Below are 20,829 nucleotides of genomic sequence, written 5' to 3' on the forward strand. Positions count from 1 at the left end.
TTCGTGGAGCGTTCGGCCATGGCAACGGATACCAGATCAGAACTCGATCGCGGCGGTGGCGTAGGCCGGGATGTGGTTATCTCATCCGGAAACAGGAACTTCCATCTGCTGTTTTCCGCGGCGGAAATGGCACGGCGCAATCGGCTCGCGCTTCTGATCTGTGGGGGATATCCGACGCCGCTTGAACAGAAGCTTCTGAAAAGTCCCAAAATTCCCGGCGCGGCAAAGCTTTCGAGACTGCTCGGAAGAAAAGAAGAAATTCCAGATGATCTGATAAGGCAGAATCGGCTCAGCGAAGCGATAAGCGTAGCAGGCATTTCGCTTCGGGGTGTGCCCAGAGCCAAATTCGCCGACATTGCGCTTCAGAAAAAGGCGTTTGAGATCTATGGACGTCATGCGGCCCGGCATCTGCCCCAAGCGGCGAAAAAAGGGGCACGCATCTATCATTATCGCGCCGGCTTCGGGCAATCATCGGTGAAGGTCGCTGCCGATGCCGGCATGAAGACGATCTGCGATCATTCGATTGTGCACCCGGCGCTGCTGGATGTGCTGGTGGCCAACGGTGGACGCTTTCCCGAAGTTCGTCCGCCTCGTCCGGACGGTATCTGGGGTGTTATCCAGGACGATCTGGAGAGGGCGGATCTTGTGCTCGTGAATTCTGATTTCGTGGCCGAGACGTTTGCGTTCATGGGCTTTGACCAATCCCGGATTGCCGTTATCTATCAGGGCGTGGAAGACAAGTTCCTTACGCGCCTTCCCGCACAGCGCGAGTATTACGGGCAGGGAAGTACCCGTCCGGTCCGGTTTCTGTTTGCGGGCGGGGTTGGTCCCCGTAAAGGTGTAGACGAAATCGCAGATGCATTTGCCGCTATTCCCCATGCGAGGGTTGAATTGCACATAGCTGGATCGTTAACGGCAAGTGCACGTCAAAAATATGATGCCTTGCTTTCGGATCCGAGGGTTACCTATCATGGGATGCTGCCGCAGGGAGAGCTCGTTAAGCTGATGTCCTGCACGGATGCTTTTATATTTCCATCTCGTGCAGAAGGCTCTGCACGAGTGGTTTTTGAAGCGATGGCTGCCGGATGTGCCGTGATTACGACCAAAAATGCCGGTTCCGTAGTTGAGGACGGAGAAGGCGGGCTGCTAGTGGCTGTCAGTGATCCGGCAGGATTATCGGGAGCGATTGAAAAAATGTTGAACGAAACGGCCTCCTTTTCCCGGATGGGCAGGTTCAATCGGTCACTGATTCTGGAACGTTACACACAGAAGAATTATGGCGCTAACCTGGAAGCGTTGTATCAATAGCTGCATCTATTATATTTAAATAAATATCGATTTATCAGGATATAAGAGAGTATTTTATGTCAATTCGACGGCTCAAAAAAATGACATACAGTATTGCTGGACTTGGTGGGACCGGCCGTGACTTCAAGGTGCGTCCGGACGATCGCTTTATTGTCGGCTATCCGAAATCAGGCAATACATGGCTGGACTTTATCGTGGCATCGATGATGGCAGAGAAGGTCGAAGATGTGAACTTCGTCACGATAAATGACTTGGTCGCGGATATTCATTCCGAAAGCCCACTGCGGATGGCTAGGCTGCAGTCTCCCCGGCTTCTCAAGAGCCACGACTATTATCACAGTGAATATCGCAAGGTGTTGTTCATTGTGAGACATCCATATGCTGTCGCCGTCTCGTTTTACTATTATCATTTGAAAAACCGGGTGTTTGACGAAACATACTCGTTATCTGAATTTGTCCGGAACTGGGTGGAGGGCAAGTGGGGAAAGAGCTTTTTAACTTGGGGAGAGCATACCGAAAGCTGGCTCGACCATCAGAATTCGACTTCTTTTTTGATGATACGGTATGAAGACCTCAAGCAATCGCTCGATTTGAGCATGGAAGATATCTCGAAATTCTTTGATCTCGCAGTCTCGCAAGAACGGATGAAGGAAACAATCCACTGGTGTGGGGCGGAAAACATGGCGCGACTTGAAGGCGAGGGACTTGAAAAGGGCTTCAAGGGCTACAAGCACGCTCGCAAGGATATCCAGTTCGTCAGGAGCTCGAGTTCTGCAGTTCGTCAATCACTCAGTGATTCAGACAAGAAGATTATTTCTGATGCATGGGGGGATGTGATGGCCCGGCTCGGCTATGAGCCGTGAGCGGAAATTATTGAACGGCCTTTTGCGCAAGAGAGGTTTTTGTCCATGTTTCTGAAAACGATTATCCGAAAGTGGCGAGGGCAGATCGGCTGGGTCTTGGGGCGTCGTCTTGTGGCTCAGCGACAGATTACTGGCTTTCGCGCGTCATTCTCGTCGGATGTCGATGCTGCCTCCACGTTTGAAGATCACGTCACATTGACGAAAAATACATTCGTTCGGACTTCGCAATTCGGTCGGGGGTCGTATTTAGGTCAAGGTAGTCGTGTTAAAGATACAAGTATTGGTCGTTTTTGCAGTATAGGACCGGATGTAATACTTGGCGGTTTGGGTCGACACCCGACCAATTACGTTTCGACCAGTCCTGCGTTCTATTCAAAGAAAGGTCAGACAGGCCTTGTCTATACAAAGGTGAGTGCTGATTTTCATGAAAGCATGGGAACAACAATAGGAAACGATGTCTGGATAGGCGCGCGTGTCCTGGTGCTTGATGGCGTCACGGTCCACGATGGAGCTGTTGTTGCTGCGGGCGCAGTGGTTGTGAAAGATGTTGCTCCCTACACGGTAGTAGGTGGAGTTCCGGCGAAGTTGATCAAAAAACGGTTTTCCGAGGCCACTATCGAAGCGCTCAAATCGTTGAAGTGGTGGGATCGAGACGATTCACAGCTCGCGCGCATGGGAGCGCAATTTGGTTATAGGCCGCTCGACGAGGCCGACCTCCCGGAGTTGTTCGAAACGCTGTCCCGAAAAACGAAATTCAAGCGACAATAGTCCCGTGGCATATTCCCATCTATCGGTATGTATTCACCTGAGATGTGTGCATTTAACATAGAAAAGATATAATATGGAAAATACAAATACGAAAAATAGAATTTTCACGATTGCCGTAGAGAGCTCTACCTGGAACAATATCGGTGATGCATTTTATCAAAACTCGATCATAAGCCAACTTCGTTCCATTTTTACGGAGTGCGATGTTGTCAGCTTTGATGGTCCGTTTGATAGAGCTTTCCGTCCGGGTAAACATGAAAAGTTTGTCTTCGACAGCCGTTATCTGGTTGATGCCGACCATTACGTTTTTTCCGGACCGATAGTCGGTAAGACCTTTAAGCGTCGATATGCGCCGTTGATCCTCGAAATCCTTCGCCGCGGAAAGACATATAGTCTTCTCTCGGTGCACGCGACGACTGACAAGGCGATCATGCAGGAGGTTCGTCAGTTTCTTGAGGAGCATCCGCCAGTGGCGGTTCACACACGGGACCATCCGAGTTTCGAGAAGTTGCAAGGAATAACACCGGCCGAGATGGACGGCATTTGTTTCGCATTCTTTGTCGACAAAATGCCCCATCTTCCCAATCTTTCTCTGGGAAAGCCTTACATCTGCTCGAGCTATTACCGGGGATACGAGCCTAATTTCGTGAATGTTTCGGCCACAGCGACAGATCTGCTCTCTTCGGGGCTTGAACTTGAATGGCCGAAGCAGCTCTCCCAGCGGCAGTGGCGTTTGATGCGCTTTTTCGAGCATCGTCGAGCGTCGCCCGACAACGTCGGACCATGGAAAGTGGTTCGTCCGGTTCATTCCTTTTCGCCCTTGCCACAATTGATCTTTTCAAAGGCCAACAGCTATATCAGTTACAATCCATTCAATTTCCTGGCGATTTATAAGTATTGTGCGGGGGTCTTAACAGATCGCGTTCATGCCGGTGTCGCCGGCCTGTCATTTGGAAAGCCTGTGCGGGTTGAGCAGGTTGACGGACGGTTTAAACTCTTTGAGCGCGTCCCCGTCATTCACGAAAACGGCTTCATGCATCTTGCGCCTGGCGCTCTCGAACCCTTCCATCTGGAATTGACGGATTGGCTTAAGAGTGACTTCGCGGCGGCGGTCGGAGTGCTGCCTGGAAAAGTTTAAGGTAGCGGCGCAATTCGAGACAAATATTGCCGCGTGCAAATGTCGCTTACTCTCCGGCCACATTCACGGCGCTCGCGATTTCAGGTTTAGGGACCATCTTTGATGTATATGGGTGCAAAAGTTCTCCTTTGGGTGGCCCGATGAGCTTGGCATTTAACAGAATCCTGAAGGGAAGCGGTGCGTCTGCAATGGCGCTTATGGCTCGAACTTTCGAGCAGCTGTTTCTGGTGCCGATTTTATTGTCGGCCTGGTCCGTCGACCTTTACGGCGAATGGTTGCTGGTGAGCGCCATCCCGATCTATTTTTCGATGTCGGATCTCGGATTTCTGCAGGCTGGATCAAATGAACTTGCCAGGCGCGCTTCACAGGAAAAAGAAGAAGGTGTCAAGCGTTTCTTCACAGAATATACAGCATCCTTTACGGGATATTCTATTCTTTTTTTTGCTGTATTCTGTATGTTTACCGCGGTAATCCCCCTCAATAAGTGGCTTGGCTTGTCTATCATGACGCCGAGCGAAACGTTTCTTACGTTTCTGTCGCTTGTAGCAGGTGCGATGATTTCAATGAACAGCAATGCGTTGATGGCCGGATTGCGTGTCAAAAAGCTCTTTCATATTGGTCTTTTGATCCGGGCGATTAGCGCATATGTTCGCGTTATTGCTACCTTTATAGCTGTCTTTTACCTTCATTTTGGTCCGGTTGGCGTGGCTTTGTTAAATGCCACGTTCAGAGGACTGGAATATGCAGCCTGCTCTATTCCCCTGTATAGGCGTTCACTTCCACCCTCTTTTGCAATATTTTCAAAAAGGCAGGAGCGACTGCTTCCGTATTTGTTCATCGGCATGGAATACCTCCTGATGCCGCTCGCTTATTCTTTTTCACTTCAAGGCATAACGCTTGTTGTCGGAACGATCGCGGGAACGGCGGCTGTTGCGGTTTTCACGACTCATCGTACTTTGGCTCGGATGATAACGTCGTCTTTGCAGATGTTTGCACAGCCCTTCCGGGCTGAAGCCGGCCTTATGCAGAAGAAAGACGATATACCTCTCCTCGCCTCCCTTTTGATGCGCCTTTCGAGTATAACCTTCTGGCTTTCAATTTCTGTAACGGTTCCGCTTCTGATATTCGGAGATATGATTTTTTCATATTGGACGCATGGAAACATAGCATTTCATTACGAATTGTTCGCTTTGCTATTGTTCACCTACGTCTTGGAAGGAATCTGGAGAATAGCCAGCTCAATCAGGCTTGGGTCCAATAGGCATCGCCCTATTGTGTGGGGGTATTCCGTCATTTCGATACTAGGCTTGGCGTTGGCCGTGATCTTGGGAAAAATTTCCGGCCTCAACGGTATAGCTTTGTCAACGTTACTGACGAGCTTTGCCATGTGCGTTCTGACAGTTAAAGTAACTGTCACTTTGATTGAAATGAGCGCAGTGAGTTATCTGTTAAATATCTTGAGGCCACCACTATCGGATATGATGGGGTTGATACGAATAATTAAAAAAAGGCTGAAAATGGGAGTGTCTTCATGAGTGGGCGATCGCGGCACCCCAAACCAAGAGCAGTTCATCAGCTCAGGGTGAAAAAGAAGTACCTGCGTTTTGAGGCAGTTTGGTGTTTTCTTTTACCGCTTTTGACCGTCATCCGTGTTCCGCTCGTTGGAACACTGCTTGCTTCCGATTTGGCGTTGTTCATTCTGATCCCGGTTATTCTGACGAAGTCGCGCCGTTTCAATTTTCGTCAGCCGTTCCTGTATCCGATACTTTCATTGCTCGCCTTATGGTGTTTGGTTTCGATCGTAAGTGATTTTCGTGCACATACAGCTGTTACGGATATTCTGCGATCACAAGCCTCGTTTTGGACTTTCGGGGGGTACTTTTTCGTTCTGTTTGTTCTGATTGACGGAAAGAAAGAGCGCTATACGCTTGCTCTCTTCGGTATGGCGTTGTCTATGATTTTGAAAAACGTGCTTGGGGTCTCGGCGTTTGGTGCGGATGGTTTCTTTGGTGTGGCGTGGAAGTTTGGCAACGGGCCTGCTATAACAATTATCTTGCTTATTTATCTTGAAAAGCAGCGCTTTTCTCGGAAAAAGCAGGGCTTGTTTACAATGATATTTGCATTTGTTCATCTAGCTTTGAACAGCCGCTCACTATTTTTGAATACATTTTTGGCTGGTGCTGCATCATTCGGCGGCCTAAGAGGATTGGGGACGGTAACTCGGACAATAGCCGGGATTTCCCTCATCTTTCTGACTATTGCGATTTATCCGATCGCTGAGGGCCTTTACGGCAACTTGGTTAGATCGGGTGCCTTAGGTCAGGAGGTCAGGGAAAAGTATATCATGCAGTCTCAATCTGGGCTTGGTGTCTTGTTAGGGGGGCGTTCCGAGTCGCTTATTTCCCTGAAGGCTATCGCAGAGAAGCCTTTTTTGGGTTATGGTTCATATGCAAAAGATAGTTCCTTGAGAATGGAGTATTTTCAGATCAAGGAAAGCCTTGGTGAGGACATTAACTGGAATTCTGAATTTGTTCACAGAAGCGATTTAATACCGACGCATTCGTTCATTTTTTCTGCATGGGTTAATCACGGTTTAATAGGGGCATTATTCTGGCTGTTTATACTTATAATATCATTTAGAGCGATTCTTGCCTCTGTTTTTGGCTTCAGGCCAAGCGGCCCTTTAGAATTATTATGTTTTTTTTGGTTAACCTGGGCTATATTTTTCTCTCCGTTCGGACTTACTCAGAGAATATTTGTACCGATATATGTCTGCATCGCATGCATAGTCATAATGCAGAATGTCCGTCTGCCATCTCGCAGGTCCGCACAATAATCTGAAGAGTTTTCATGAAGATTTCTATTGTTACAAATGCATTTAATCAGGGCCGTTTTCTACGCCGTTGCATGGAAAGTGTACTCGGGCAGTCCTATCGAGATATTGAATATATCGTGATCGATCCCGGCTCGACTGATGAGACGGCCGAGATTTTGACCGAATACGAAGCCAAGGGCGATCCGCGGCTTATTGTTCTGAGGGAACGGGACAACGGTCCCGCTGACGGGCTCAACAAGGGGTTCGAGCGGGCCACGGGTGATTGGTTCGCCTATATGAACGCCGACGATTTTTTTCTGGAAGGTGCCCTGGAGCAGGCAGCGGCGGCCATAGGACGCATGCCGGATGCGGATTGCATCTATGGCGATGGCTATATGACCGATGCATATGGAAAGGCCACCCGGCGTGTCATTTCAACGCCGTTCACGGCGAGGTTGTTTGTCAATGGTCGGGCGCTCGTCCTGCAGCAATCCACTTTCTGGAAGGCGAATAGTTTCCGGCGGATTGGCGGCTTCAACGTCGACAACCGCACCAGTTGGGACGCCGAGCTTCTGCTTGACATGTCGCTCGCCGGCATGTCGCTGCGGCATGTGCCGGGCTACTGGTCAGCCTTTGTGATACATCCCGAAAGCATCACCGGAAGTCAGCGCCATGCTGCGCTCAGCAGGCAGAACCACGAGCGGATGTTTCGCAAGGTCATGGGGCGTGATCGTACGGATGGAGACATGAAGGTCCGCCGGCTTCGCCAGCGCCTGGATATGATCATCCATCCCGATGCGACCCTGAGCAGGATTAGAGACAAGATCAATCCGGGACACCTTCCGCAGTTGCCGGATTGGGCGGGCGAGTCTTCTGGCAAAAAAAGGGGGGGCGGAGTTCGGGTACTGGCCAAGGCGCCTGATGACGCTTCCTATTTTTTCGGATTCCATGATGTTTCGCCATGGAGCCCTGATGACACGCGGTTGCTCCTGCACAGAATAGATCCGGATATTCGCCGTATGCCGCGACCTGAAGATCGTGCCGAAATCCTTCTTTGGGATTACGCCAGCGGGTCTATCGATGTTGTCGGTGAAACAACCTGCTGGAACTTTCAACAGGGAGCGCGCGCAATGTGGGTGCCCGGTCGGCAGATGACGCTTCTCTACAACAAGCGTGTGGGCGACAAGCCTGGCTGCGAGATCGTCGACTTGGTGACCGGTGAGCGCCGCCAACTCCCGCATGCGGTCGGATCGATAGCGCCGTGCGGCACCTATGCAATGGCGCCGAATTTCGGCCGGCTGGGTGCTCTTTGGAAAGCATATGGCTATTCGGGCTTTGAAAGCGCTGCTGATGACATTGCCCAGCCTGAGAACGACGGCCTCTGGCGGATTGACCTGGAGACCGGGGAGCGGCAGCTGCTCTTCTCGATCAGGGCGTTGGTTTCCGCCTCCGAAAATTCCGTATCTGCGGACACAAAGGTCTTCGTGACCCACGTTTCGTTCAATCGCGAGGGAACGCGCATTGTCTTCATGCTGCGTTTCTTCTCCAAGGATCACGCGCTTTACTCGCTGATCTATTCGGCCACCGCGGATGGCCATGATCTGAAACTGCTGGCTCAGGAGAAGATTAGTCACTTCGACTGGATCGACGAGGACAATATCGTCATTTGGATGCGAAAGGGCTCCAAGGGCCTCGCTGCGGCGCGCAAGTCCGGCCTTCTGGCGTCGCCATTCGTGCGACCACTCGTCAACATAGCCCGGAAATTTCGGGGAAGGCTCAAGGGCATGGTCCTGAACGAGAGCTATTTCCTGATGTCGACCAAAACCGGCGAGCGGACGCCGTTCATGGCCGGAACCCTGCCGCAGGATGGTCATCCTATGATCTCACCCAACCGGAAATGGATGATCGTGGACGAGTATCCGCATCCAGAGACAGGCAACACGCCCTTGATGCTCGTCGAGATGGCGCGCCAAAGGCGGATCGACCTGCTGAACTTCAAACACGACGTTGGGTCCGGTGACAGCGACCTGAAATGCGACCTCCATCCGCGCTGGAATCGTGCCGGCACGCTGGTGGGAGTCGATGCCTCGGAGCGCGGCAGGCGTCGTTTTACGGTCGTTGATGTCGCGTCAGCCATGAACGAGGGGGGCTGATGGCCAAAACCAGAACCCTTGCGCTTTTGTGGGACAATTTCGGCCCTCTGCATCAGGACCGACTTCGCGCATTGACCGACGTATTCGGTGCCAGCCGGTCGGTCGTGGGTATAGAGCTTTGCGGCAGAAGCGACACTTATGACTGGCGTGGTTTTGACCATCAGGGGTTTGAAAAGCTCACGCTTTTTCAAAACAAGGACCTGAGTGCTCTTGGGACCGGGGAGCTGTTTTGGAAGCTGATCACGGCGGCGAGAAAACTCGGGCGTGGAGATTATATCCTTTGTCACTGGAATGTGACGGCGATCTTCCTGTTTGCGATCTGGCTTCGGCTGACAGGTTCGAAAGTCTACACGATGGGCTGCTCGAAGTTCGACGACAAGCCCCGTTCGGCGCGCAAGGAGGCATTGAAGAGCCTGATGTTCCTTCCGTATCAGGGGGGGATCGCATCAGGTCGCCGGTCCATCGATTATTTCCGCTTTCTAGGGGTTCCTTCAGAAAAGCTGTCGGGTGAATACAATACTGTTTCGATAGAGCGGATCCGCACGCTCTCGGGACAGGATCCGGCGCCCGGCGGGACACCCTTTGACGAGCGCTATTTCCTGTGTGTCGCACGCCTCGTGCCCAAGAAAAATCATGCAATGTTGCTGGAGGCTTACGCGCACTACAGAGCCTCGACCACCGAACCCGCGCGCGATCTCGTTCTGTGCGGTTCGGGTCCGGAGGAGCAGAGCCTGCGGGGGCTGGCCAAACGTCTCGGTATCGCTGATTATGTCCGCTTCACGGGTTTCGTTCAGACCGAAGAGGTCTCGCGTCATCTATCGCGCGCGCTCGCACTTCTTCTCCCCAGTCTGGAGGAGCAGTTCGGAAATGTCGTGCCCGAGGCCCAGGCTGCGGGCCTTCCGGTGATACTTTCCGATAATGCCGGGGCTCGCGACCTGCTCGTCAGATCCGCCGTGAATGGTTTTGTCGTCGAGCCTGATAATCCCGTGGGAATGAGTTTCTTCATGCGGGAGCTTTCGGAAAATCGTGCGCTCTGGGAGGGCATGGCGCGGGCGGCTTCGCAAGCGGCGATGGGAGGAGATGTTACCGAGCTCTGCCGCGCCGTGGCAAATATTACCGGAATGCCAGCGGACTTGCCGCAGCGCCCCTCTCTTCCCGGATCGGAGTATGTTCATGGCGCCGGATAAGCAGAGGCTCTTTTCCATGCCGGTCATCGTGACCGGCACGCATTATTCGATGAATACCCTCATGGGGCAGATTCTCAGCGAGGCTCCAGAGTGTCACGTGGTGCATGAGCCGCTCAATGCGCAGCCGGCGGTCGGTGCAGAGCAAGAGCATTGGTGCGTGTGTTATGATGACTGTTGCTATCGGGAAGTGCGTGATCGGCTGATCGGTTTCATGTTTGGTCATAGTTTGTTGACTGAGACGTTTAGCCGGATAGGCCGGTTTCAGTCACGGTCGGACAGCCTGCGGGTAGGCAAATATGGACTGACAAACCTCACTTTGGCGTTGCAGCCATGGCGGGCGGTGTTCAAGTATCCGTTTCGCGCATTTTCCGGGTATTTCCTGCAAAAGCATAACGGGCTGGCAATCGTGCTTTGCCTGCGTCACCCATGTGCGTTTGCGCAAAGCCTGAAACGTCGTGATGGTGGGGGCGACGTCAAAGCAGAAAAATTGACTGACTTCTTACGAAAGGGCGGCTCCTTCGTTCACAAGAATGCGAAAGAGACAGTTGAAAAATGGCGCTTTCGTTTGGCTTTCGAGGGAAACTCCACGGTCCTGAAATTGTCGGGTGAGAAAACCGATATTTTCGGGTACGGGGGGACTTCATGAGGATAATGCACCTCATAGCGTCTGTGGACCCGGACGGGGGTGGGCCTGTCGAATATGCGCGCGTGATGGCGGCGGAACATGCCAAGCTTGGGCATGAGAGCGTGTTCGTGACGCTCGATCGGGCGAACGCGGCCTTTATTCCGCAATTCGGCTTTCCTGTTTTCGGCACGGGACCTGGAAGCCGGATACCTGCCAGAGCCCCTGGCTTTTCCGAGAAAATCGCTGAGCTCGCGCCCAGTTTTGATGTCGCGGTTGTCCACGGTCTCTGGAACCAGGCGACCATTTCAGGCCATGCCGCCCTCGTCTCCGCTGGTTTATCCTGGGTTATCTTTCCCCACGGCATGCTGGATCCATGGTTTCGGAAAGCCAAGCCGGTTAAGCATTGGATCAAGCAGGCATATTGGATGCTCTGGCAGGGCCGGATGCTCAGCGAAGCCAGCACAGTGTTGTTTACCTGCGAAGAAGAGCGTCGTTTGGCAAGGGGCGCTTTTGTCGGGCATTCCAAATATCGGGAACGCGTTGTGGCTTTCTGTGCCTCCGATCAGGGGCTCGGACCCGAAGAACTTGATACGGGTCGCGCATCTTTCAAAAAGCAACTCCCGGCGCTCAGCGGGCGCGCGTATCTCCTGTTTTTGAGTCGGATTCATCCCAAAAAAGCCTGCGATCAGCTGATCGAGGCCTTTTCGAGGATTGCGTGCGAGTATCCTGCTGTTGATCTCGTCATTGCCGGACCTGACCAAACGGGCTGGCAGGTGGAGTTGGAGGCGATGTCTGCGCGGCTTGGCGTTGCCGGCCGGGTTCACTGGCCGGGCCCGCTCAAGGGGGCGGCAAAGGCGGCGGCATTTGCCGATGCTCACGCCTTTGTCCTGCCCTCGCATCAGGAAAACTTCGGACTGGTCGTCGCCGAAGCGCTCTCCACCGGCACGCCGGTGCTGATCTCTACAAAAGTCAATATCTGGCGCGAAATCGTGAAGGCCGGCGCCGGACTGGCGGTGGATGACACCGTCGATGCAACGGAAGGCATGTTGCGCAGCTTTATGAAACTCGATCTCTCTACGGTCCAGGCCATGCGCGCGGGCACCAGACCCTGTTATGATGCGCATTTTTCCGTGCAACAGGCAGCAGAGGATTTGTTGGCGTGTCTTGAAATTGCCGTGCTGCAAAATAGTCATGGCGACCCAGCATCGGGTAGTTAGGAAGGGGTTCTCGTGAGCAAGCTGATACACCCACTTTTCGACCGTTACATTTCTCATCCCGGCGAAATCTTGAAGAATTTCCGTCGTTGGAAGAATCCGGAAGTTTCAAATATTCCGGTTGCATTTGTTCTCGGTCCTCCCCGCAGTGGAACGACGCTGCTGAATCGGCTTTTGCTAAATCACCCGGCGACGAGGGGCTTTCCGATCCAGACCAACATCTTTTCGCCTCGGTCAATTTACGAGGTCGAAAGGTTCAAGCATTATGCAGAGCCGGCGCTCGTAAATCGCGCGCTTGCGGAAAGTCGCTCTTTGGCGGGATTCTTTGCCAGACTGCATGAAATCTCCTTTCCTGATATGCCTGAAGAAGGATGGTATGTCGAAAAGACCCCTCAACATGCGCGATACTTAAGCTATATATTGAAGCATCTTCCAAATTCCAAGATCATACTGGCTGTTCGCGATGGACGGGACACGTTTTGCTCGGGACGCTCCGCGCAAAACATTCCCCAAGCTTCCAGCGTGAAAGCACATGCTCGCTACTTTAATTCCTGTATCGATCCCGTTCGCAAGCTGCTTGGTGAAAACGATCGTATTCTCGTTGTAAAATATGAGGAGTTTACCAGCGATGCTGAAGCAGGGTTAACACGTATTATGAATTTCCTGGATTTACCCGTTGATCTGAAAAAACAACTGGTGCCCTCCAGCGCAGAAAAGGATTGGCGGGTCTCAGAAAAGGCATTTCAACGCCTTGCTCAGCCAATTACTCCAGCGACTGTTGGGCGTTGGAGAAAAGAGATGACCGGTTCAGAAATCGCCGAATACAACAGCATTGCTGGAAAAAATCTCCTTGTCTTTGATTACCCTCTGAGTTGACGGAGAAACCATGAAAGACATCAAGAATGCCGAAGTTGATGACCCTTTCAAAGGGGGCGCGACCTTCAGTCTCCAACATCGCCTAATCAGAATGGCCTGGGGGCTTGCCTGGTGTTTGCTGGCGTCGTGGACGCCTCCTCAGGCGAATGGAGTACGTGTGTGGCTTCTTCGGCTATTCGGGGCGAAAATACATCCGACTGCCCGGGTCTACGGTTCGGCGAAAATATGGTATCCTGCCAACCTCGAAATGGATGCCTACGCGTCTTTAGGTCCGGGGGTGATCTGCTACTCGATGGACAGGGTCGTGATTGGCCACCACGTTGTCGTTTCGCAACGCGCGCATCTTTGTACGGGCACCCATGACATCAAGCACCCTTCGTTTCAGCTTTTCACGAAGCCGATTGTCATAGAGGACAATGCCTGGGTCTGTGCCGAAGCTTTTGTCGGACCGGGCGTCAGGGTGGGAGAGGGTGCTGTGCTCGCCGCCCGCGCGGCCGCTTTTCAGGAACTCGCACCCTGGACTGTTTACCGCGGCAATCCGGCCGAGCCGATCAAGGCACGCCCTAGGTTCGAACGCGAGGTTGCTTGATGCGTGGCTTTGCGAGGTTTCCAGTTACTTTGTACGTTTTCTCAAAACCTGATCAGAGCCCATGACCTCATCTCTTGCCGTTCTTTTTCTCACGTATAATGAAGAAATGCACATTGGCCGGGCCATCGACAGCGTCGCCTCGTTTGCAAGCGAGGTGTTTGTCATCGATTCTTTTTCCAACGACAAAACAGTTGCGATCGCGAAGGAAAAAGGGGCGGTCGTACTATCGAATCCCTGGACGAATTATTCAGTTCAATTCCAATGGGGCCTGGATCATGCGCCGATCACCGCAGACTGGATCATGCGTATGGATGCAGATGAGGTCTTCGATCCCGAACTTGTCGATGAGATCAATATGAAGCTTCCTGAACTCGGCCCTGAAACGGTCGCAGTCAATCTGAAGCGCCGGCATATCTTCCTGGACCGATTTATACGTCACGGAGGGCGATACCCACTCATCCTTACGCGGATCTGGCGACGTGGGCATGGCCGCATCGAAAACCGCTGGATGGATGAGCATATCATCGTCTGGGGCGGTCAGACAGTTACTTTTGATAATGCTTTTTCAGACCACAACCTCAACGATCTGACGTTCTTTACCGATAAGCACAACAAGTATGCCACCCGTGAGGCGGTAGATATTCTGAACCAACGCTATGAGCTTTTTGCGCGCGAGGAACTGGGCCGTGATGATGGTTCCCGGCAGGCCGGGATCAAGCGTTTTATCAAAGAAGACATTTACAATCGTCTGCCGTTTTGGTGCGGCCCTCTTGGCTATTTCCTTTATCGCTATTTCATTCAGCTTGGATTTCTTGACGGAAAAGAGGGCTTAATCTATCACTTTTTGCAGGGCTTCTGGTACCGGTTCCTCGTTGGGGCCAAAGCGCTGGAATTTGACAGGGCGCTTGGAGAAATACCGGATAAGCAGGGAAAGCTAAAAAAGCTTGAAGAGATGACAGGCCTCAAACTCACTTGATTTTGTTGACCATTAACATAAAGCGTCATTGATTTTTCTAGAAATTTCGCGTTCAAGATAAAATTCTGAATTTTGCATTTCGCCCTTTGTGAATGTCTATCTTTTCAGGCGAACGATAACAAAAGGTCCCGTTCAACCTATGTCTATGGAACATTATTCGCACGCCGGAAGTGCTTCTCATTCCCGAGATAGTGACGAAGCTGTTATCGATCTTCGCTTTTTACGTGCTCTGTGGCGGGACAAGTTCATCATTCTAGCCTTCGGCTTGGTCGCTATGCTGGCAGGCGCCTATTACGCCTACAATGTGGCAACGCCGATATACAGTGCGACCGCGCAGGTGATGCGCAACAATCAGACCGGGCAGATTGTCGATCTTCCGTCGGTTGTCGGCGAACTGAGTAATGACTCCAACGCCATTGGATCGGAAATCCAGGTCATCCAGTCCCGTGTCTTGCTGGGTGATGTCGTGGACGTGCTTGATCTGATAGAGGATCCTGAATTCAACGGACGTTTGAGAACGCCTTCTCTGAGAGCACGCATCAGGTCTGCTATCTCATCATGGTTTTTTCCAGACAAGCAGAGTGACACTTCTGCTTCTGATAGAGAGGCCATGGATCGGGCTATTCGTGATTCCGTGATCAGTGCTCTTCGCGCGCACCTTAGTGTGCGCAACTTGCCGACGACCTCTGTGTTCAACATCACGGTCACATCGGAAAGCCCACAGAAGGCTGCTCTCATTGCTGATACCATCGCCCAGCAATATGTACAGGATCAGATTGACGTTAAGCGCGAGAGCATGAAAGAGGCGATTGTCTGGTTGACCGACCAGGTGGGCCAACTTCAGCAGGATCTTGAGCAATCAGAGGTCAGGGTCAGTGAGTTTCAGTCGGCAAATCCGATGATCACGCCGGAGGTTCTTGCAGGCCTGCAACGCCAGTTGAGCTCTGTCCGTGACAGGCTGGAATCCACGCGCTCGAATGCGCGTGAGGCTGCCGCTCGACTGGCGATGCTGCAAAATGCCGAGAGCTTCAGCGAGAAAGCCGCCGTCTCGGGCAACACCAGGCTGGAGCAGCTGGCGGCAACGGCGCCTTCCAATGCTGCCGATGCTGCTGAATTTGATCGGACCTACAGTGCGATCATTTCCGACGCGCAGGCAAACCAGACGCGTCAGAGCTCCAATCTCACGGCGTTGCAGAACTCGGAGGAGCGACTGAGCGGACAGATCGAGCGTCAGGGTCAGGAGCTTATTCAACTTCAGCAGCTTACACGCGAAGCGGAAGCAAACCGCTTGTTGTATCAGTATTTTCTGGGGCGGCTGAAGGAGACATCGGCGCAGCAGGGCATTCAGAAACCTGATAGCCGCATTATTGCCGAGGCTGTTGTTCCGGGCGGCCCCATCGAGCCGCGGAAGCCTCTCATTCTTGTTGTGTCATTGGTCTTGGGGCTGGCACTGGGAACTGGGATAACCCTGCTGAGAGAGGTCCGCAACCGCGTCTTTCATACAGCGCCGGAACTGGAGCAGGCGACAGGAGAACAAGTCTTGGGGCAGATTCCACTCGTTTCTGTCAATCGCCGCCAGAAACTCCTGTCCTATTTTCATGAGCACGGGACATCGGCGGCAGCTGAATCAATCCGCAATCTCAGGACGTCGATACTGCTTTCCGATGCCGATTCCGATCCGCAAATTATCATGGTAACCTCGTCGCTTCCAGGAGAGGGAAAGACCTCTATTTCTCTTGCTCTTGCCCTCAACATGACTGGTCTTGGCAAGAGGGTGCTTGTGATGGAGGGCGACATCAGGCGCCGTGCACTCGGAGAGTATTTCGATATCGACCAGGAAAAGGGGTTGATGTCGGTCCTGAACGGAGCCGCGACAATTGATGAAGTGGTTCAACACAATGCCGAATTTGGATTCGACGTGTTGGGCAGCGGCAAGTCAACAGCCAATGCCGCAGATATCGTTTCTTCTCCGAACTTCAGCGCTTTGCTGACGGAGCTTCGCTCACGCTATGACCACATCATTATCGATACGCCGCCTGTCCTGATCGTGCCTGACAGCCGAATTGTCGCCAAACAAGTCGACAGGGTCGTTGTCGTCGTGAAGTGGAACCAAACCAGCAGGTCCCAGCTTTCCGAAGCGCTGAATATGATCGATTCTGTTCACGCGGAGATCGATGGACTTGTGCTTAACCAGATAAGCGCGTCGGGAATGAGAAGCTACGGATACGGGAACAGCTACGGTTCCTATTATGCCTACAGTTCGAGTGACTACTACGATAGGTAGCTCTGGCGGGAAGAGTGGAGCAATGGCTTCGTTCAGGTTTTCACCGATGCCGCATTTGGGCGGTAGGAACGACTTCATGCAGCGCGAGCGATTTCAACGTTGTATCGTGTCGTTGAGAGGGTGCGGTGTGTTACTCACAACCCACGATGGGATGTCTGCTCGCATACTTTATGTTCTCTAAAGTTTGTGGCCGCTCAGATATGTTCTGGAAATATGTAGTCCAGCAATTGACCGTAGCTTCCTTGTCTCCGGCCTGATCTATACTCCATGTGAAGATGCCACCGCTGAGGCGGCAATTTATTACTATTGAATATCAATCATTCCCGAAAAGGTCGCGCGTGAAGACCTTGTCCGTGACGTCCCGTATTTCGTCGGTGATGCGATTGGCGACGATCAAATCCGCCTCCTGCTTGAATTCCTGAAGATCGTTGACGACAGGCGAGCGGAAGAATTCCGGTTCGCTCAAGACCGGTTCAAACACAATGACGCGGATGCCCTTGGCCTTGATCCGTTTCATGATGCCCTGAACGGAGGAGTCGCGGAAATTGTCCGAACCGGCCTTCATCACTAGGCGGTAGATGCCGACGGTCTCCGGTTTTAACGCGATGATACGCTCGGCGATGAAGTCCTTGCGCGTGGTGTTCGCATCGACGATCGCGCGGATGAGATTCTGAGGCACTTCCGAATAGTTTGCCAGAAGCTGCCTGGTATCCTTCGGCAGGCAATAGCCACCATAACCGAACGAGGGGTTGTTATAGTGGCTTCCAATCCTTGGATCGAGCCCGATCCCCTGAACAATCTGGCGAGTGTCCATTCCATGGGCCATGGCATAGCTGTCGAGTTCGTTGAAATAAGCGACTCGCATGGCGAGAAAGGTATTGGCGAACAGTTTAATTGCTTCCGCCTCGGAAGGGTTGGTGAACAGTACCGGCGCGTCCTTTTTTATCGCGCCTTCGACCAGCAGATCGGCAAATGCCTTTGCCCGCTCGGATTGTTCTCCGACAATGATGCGGGAAGGATGCAGATTGTCGTAGAGCGCGCGACCTTCACGCAGAAATTCCGGTGAAAAGATGATCCGGTCCGTCTCGAATTCACGCCGTATGCGTTCGACAAAGCCTACGGGGATCGTCGACTTGATGACGATGGTTGCCTTGGTGTTGATAGCCTTGACGGCGCTGATGACGGATTCGACCGAAGATGTGTCGAAATAGTTCGTTTCCGTGTTGTAGTTGGTTGGCGTTGCGATGATGACAAAATCGGCGTCGCTGAAAGCGGCGGCTGCGTCCGTCGTTGCCGTCAGGTTGAGCGAACGGTTTGCCAGATAATCCTCAATCTCGGCATCGATTATGGGGCTTTTTTTGTCATTGACCTGACGGACACGGTCCTCGTTCACATCGACAGCGATGACGTTGTGTTTCTGGGAAAGCAGGATGGCATTGGAAAGTCCGACATAGCCGAGACCGGCAACAGCGATTTTCATGTTGTGCTCTCAAATTTATAGGTCAGAAAGATACGAAAATCCTATGCAGTATTTCCATACTTTTACATCAGGGTTTTCCATTCGGACGAATTTAACCTGTGTGTTGAAGCAGATAGCGTTTAAATCAATAAGTAGATGAACAAGCTGGATGAGCGTAGTCGGCAACGAAATATGGTCGTTAAGCTACTCGGTTTTGGTCTTCAAATTCAAGGCATTTCCCTGGGCGTCTGGCAAAATTTACTGCCACATCCCTTCGCGTGGCCGTGATCACGGCCGTACCGAACGCTTCGAAGCCAAGACCTGCAGTTGGACGGAGCAGCCCGACAGTGGGGACACGTTTGCGGGGTGGCATCACACCAAGGACGTGGGGACGGACATTGCGCCATGCGCACTTTTGCTTTGTCAGAAGATGAGCGTTGGTACGCGCGTACGGTAAACCCACAGACCACCAAGCAAAAGGGCATTCACCGTTGGCAAAAGCCCTTACAAATCGCGTAACAGGATGGAGGGCGTGACAAGAACCGAACTTGTGATCCCTATACGATGTCAACGTGGCTTCAAGCCCAATCCCTTCTTCGTATAACCTTTCAGCCAGAGCGAGGAGGGGGGTGTGTTCTTCGTTAAGGCGGACCGATAGTTTCCGGTGCGGTTGCTTTAGATGTAGCGTCTTGGCGATGAAGTGCCATCAAATCCTTTGTGGCTTCGAAATGCCGATCTTGCCCAGTTTATTGTTGATCCATCCATAAACTTCGTTGGTGTGACGCTCGAACAGCCACCAAACCAAAACACTCCAACCGACAGCGACTAGGAATAGCGTGAAAAAGAGAGCCAGTGAATAGGGGGAAATGGGATATCTCTCGGGAGCAAATCCGATCATCACTATGAGAGTCAGAAGAGGTATATGAGTCAAATACAATGTGTAGGATATTTCGGAAATTGCATGAGATGTGATTGAGAAAACTGGAATCTTTGTGCGGAAACTCGCCAATCCAGGAAGCGCTAAAGCAACGATTAGGCCGAGCTCAAGGTCGTTGAAGTTTGACGACAGTTTAGTCGCAACAAGGCATAGAGGGATAGCAAGCGTTGAGAAGATTTGCACGACAGGTATTCTGAATAGCCGGCCTCCTAAATGTGTTTTAAACGACAGCGCTGCAAATGCACCGACAGTCCAAATCAGGGCGCCTTCATAAAACCTAGCGGGAATAATAATTAAGCTCAAAATCAAAGCGATTACACCAAGCACTTTCGGTCGAAAAGCGGATTTTGACATACAGAGCCAAAAGATGAGTGGAATTGTTACATAGTACCAGAATTCATTTGCCAGACTCCACGTCGGCCCATTACTACCGAAGGTCGGCGTAAAAATAGTCTGGATAAAAAGGAGTGTTCCAATAAACGATGTGAGCGTAAGTTCATCAGTATCCGCGCCGATACCTGGGCCAGACGGATAGACATCTGCAAATAGTCCGTCATATCCAACACCATCAGTCAGTCTTATCCCAATGCTGTCGAAAATGAACGTTAATAATAATGCAGGTACTAGTACAATCCAGAGGCGGGACAATCGCCTTGCATAATACAGAGGCCATGACAGCCTGTCTGAAAGCGTGTCCGAGAATGCTTTTCCGCCAACAAGGTATCCACTTAAAGCGAAAAATATTATGACTGCTTCGTGTGAAAGACCCGTCAGGAGATAAAAAATTTGAGATCCGATCCCTACAGTGTCTCCCTGCGCTATGATTTGGCTATAATCCACAATTAGGTAGGCGCGAAGATGACCGCCAAGTACCAAAAAAGCAGCAGCGCCTCGCAAAAAATCCAAATTATAAAACCGGTTCAATATTCAAATCCATTAAGTAAAAATAGATAAAATTTAGATCCTGAAAGCAAACGTGCTGAGAAAATATATCGTAAGATTTCGGTGTTGAACAGAGCCAACCTTCGAGAAATATTGGAGTTTGGACCTGGTCGATTTTACAGGCAAAGGAAATTGTAAATGCACCTTATGCACTAATGAACTCGAATCGAAACTTTATGAATAATAGCAATACCTTGCGAGGTTTCTTGTCGTGAGGCGGATATAGGTGGCATTGATTGAAGTGACACAGTTCCGTTTGGCGACCGAACTGGATTTCAAGCCTCTGAAAACGTTAATTTTTTTCGAAGTTTTCTCTAAGGGAAGCGGTTTTCGGGGCTTACTAAATATACCGACGGTCGTCGTGCGCATCGTGAAACGAATCCATAAAAACAATGCGGTGAACCTGAAAATCCTGACGTCTGGGTCAGATGCTGATTTTTACGAAATGTGCAGCGTGCTTTCTTGCGTGCATCGCTATGTTGTCGATGCGGGTCACGTGGTAGCCTTCGGGTTCGATAAACCTGCGGCCACCAAGCAAAAGGGCCTCCGCGGTTAGCGAAAGCCCTAACAAGTCATGAAATTGGATGGTGGGCGTGACAAGGATCGAACTTGTGACCCCTACGATGTCAACGTAGTGCTCTCCCGCTGAGCTACACGCCCATCCGTGGCGCGGTGTATTCCAAACTTTGGCGACG

17 protein-coding genes and 1 tRNA gene are annotated in these 20,829 nt (G+C 51.7%); 15 read left to right on the forward strand and 3 right to left on the reverse strand.

Annotation, left to right across the window (positions count from 1 at the left end; genetic code table 11):
• The first annotated feature begins 18 nt into the window (after positions 1–18).
• The 14 genes from ABID12_RS02125 to ABID12_RS02190 all read left to right on the forward strand — a co-directional run bounded on the left by ABID12_RS02125 (position 19) and on the right by ABID12_RS02190 (position 16,796).
• Positions 19–1,308 (forward strand): glycosyltransferase family 4 protein, encoded by a 1,290-nt coding sequence (locus tag ABID12_RS02125; RefSeq protein WP_354432907.1) that lies wholly within the window; start codon positions 19–21, stop codon positions 1,306–1,308.
• A gap of 80 nt (positions 1,309–1,388) precedes the next feature.
• Positions 1,389–2,171: a sulfotransferase domain-containing protein gene (locus ABID12_RS02130; protein ID WP_354432908.1), complete on the forward strand. Its 783-nt coding sequence runs from the start codon at positions 1,389–1,391 to the stop codon at positions 2,169–2,171.
• Positions 2,172–2,216: 45 nt separating this feature from the next.
• Positions 2,217–2,939: a CatB-related O-acetyltransferase gene (locus tag ABID12_RS02135; RefSeq protein WP_354432909.1), complete on the forward strand. Its 723-nt coding sequence runs from the start codon at positions 2,217–2,219 to the stop codon at positions 2,937–2,939.
• A 73-nt stretch (positions 2,940–3,012) separates the two neighbouring features.
• Entirely contained in the window at positions 3,013–4,077 is a 1,065-nt protein-coding gene (locus tag ABID12_RS02140) for a polysaccharide pyruvyl transferase family protein (protein ID WP_354432910.1), read from the forward strand.
• A 26-nt stretch (positions 4,078–4,103) separates the two neighbouring features.
• Complete coding sequence (locus tag ABID12_RS02145; protein ID WP_354432911.1) at positions 4,104–5,612, forward strand: lipopolysaccharide biosynthesis protein; 1,509 nt, start codon at positions 4,104–4,106, stop codon at positions 5,610–5,612.
• Positions 5,609–6,913 (forward strand): hypothetical protein, encoded by a 1,305-nt coding sequence (locus ABID12_RS02150; protein ID WP_354432912.1) that lies wholly within the window; start codon positions 5,609–5,611, stop codon positions 6,911–6,913. The genes ABID12_RS02145 and ABID12_RS02150 overlap by 4 nt, the downstream gene beginning before the upstream one ends.
• A gap of 14 nt (positions 6,914–6,927) precedes the next feature.
• The gene (locus ABID12_RS02155) at positions 6,928–9,045 is read left to right on the forward strand and encodes a glycosyltransferase family 2 protein (RefSeq protein WP_354432913.1); all 2,118 of its coding nucleotides are present in this window, start codon (positions 6,928–6,930) and stop codon (positions 9,043–9,045) included.
• A complete protein-coding gene (locus ABID12_RS02160; protein WP_354432914.1) occupies positions 9,045–10,232 on the forward strand; it encodes a glycosyltransferase family 4 protein in 1,188 nt (395 codons plus the stop codon). The genes ABID12_RS02155 and ABID12_RS02160 overlap by 1 nt, the downstream gene beginning before the upstream one ends.
• Entirely contained in the window at positions 10,219–10,878 is a 660-nt protein-coding gene (locus ABID12_RS02165; protein WP_354432915.1) for a hypothetical protein, read from the forward strand. Before ABID12_RS02160 ends, ABID12_RS02165 begins: the two co-directional genes overlap by 14 nt.
• Positions 10,879–10,883: 5 nt before the next feature.
• Positions 10,884–12,074, forward strand: coding sequence for a glycosyltransferase (locus ABID12_RS02170; protein ID WP_354432956.1), 1,191 nt, complete (start codon positions 10,884–10,886; stop codon positions 12,072–12,074).
• 12 nt (positions 12,075–12,086) lie between these two features.
• Positions 12,087–12,947 carry a sulfotransferase family protein gene (locus tag ABID12_RS02175; RefSeq protein WP_354432916.1) on the forward strand — a complete coding sequence of 287 codons (861 nt, stop codon included), beginning with the start codon at positions 12,087–12,089 and terminating at the stop codon, positions 12,945–12,947.
• Positions 12,948–12,957: 10 nt separating this feature from the next.
• The gene (locus ABID12_RS02180) at positions 12,958–13,536 is read left to right on the forward strand and encodes an LbetaH domain-containing protein (RefSeq protein ID WP_354432917.1); all 579 of its coding nucleotides are present in this window, start codon (positions 12,958–12,960) and stop codon (positions 13,534–13,536) included.
• Between the two features lie 61 nt (positions 13,537–13,597).
• On the forward strand, positions 13,598–14,512 hold the full coding sequence (locus ABID12_RS02185; RefSeq protein WP_354432918.1) for a glycosyltransferase family 2 protein: 915 nt from the start codon (positions 13,598–13,600) through the stop codon (positions 14,510–14,512).
• A gap of 139 nt (positions 14,513–14,651) precedes the next feature.
• On the forward strand, positions 14,652–16,796 hold the full coding sequence (locus tag ABID12_RS02190; protein ID WP_354432919.1) for a GumC family protein: 2,145 nt from the start codon (positions 14,652–14,654) through the stop codon (positions 16,794–16,796).
• A 313-nt stretch (positions 16,797–17,109) separates the two neighbouring features.
• On the opposite strand, the gene ABID12_RS02195 is transcribed toward ABID12_RS02190, so the two are convergent.
• Positions 17,110–18,276 carry a nucleotide sugar dehydrogenase gene (locus ABID12_RS02195; RefSeq protein ID WP_354432920.1) on the reverse strand — a complete coding sequence of 389 codons (1,167 nt, stop codon included), beginning with the start codon at positions 18,274–18,276 and terminating at the stop codon, positions 17,110–17,112.
• 685 nt (positions 18,277–18,961) lie between these two features.
• Complete coding sequence (locus ABID12_RS02200) at positions 18,962–20,116, reverse strand: acyltransferase family protein (protein WP_354432921.1); 1,155 nt, start codon at positions 20,114–20,116, stop codon at positions 18,962–18,964.
• A gap of 244 nt (positions 20,117–20,360) precedes the next feature.
• On the opposite strand from ABID12_RS02200, the gene ABID12_RS02205 reads away from it, so the two are divergent.
• Positions 20,361–20,690 carry a hypothetical protein gene (locus ABID12_RS02205; RefSeq protein ID WP_354432922.1) on the forward strand — a complete coding sequence of 110 codons (330 nt, stop codon included), beginning with the start codon at positions 20,361–20,363 and terminating at the stop codon, positions 20,688–20,690.
• 29 nt (positions 20,691–20,719) lie between these two features.
• Here ABID12_RS02205 and ABID12_RS02210 read toward each other — a convergent pair.
• Positions 20,720–20,794 (reverse strand) — tRNA-Val (locus tag ABID12_RS02210).
• Between the last annotated feature and the right edge of the window lie 35 nt (positions 20,795–20,829).

The sequence above is a fragment of the Martelella mangrovi genome, assembly GCF_040545495.1.
Classification (GTDB): domain Bacteria; phylum Pseudomonadota; class Alphaproteobacteria; order Rhizobiales; family Rhizobiaceae; genus Martelella; species Martelella mangrovi.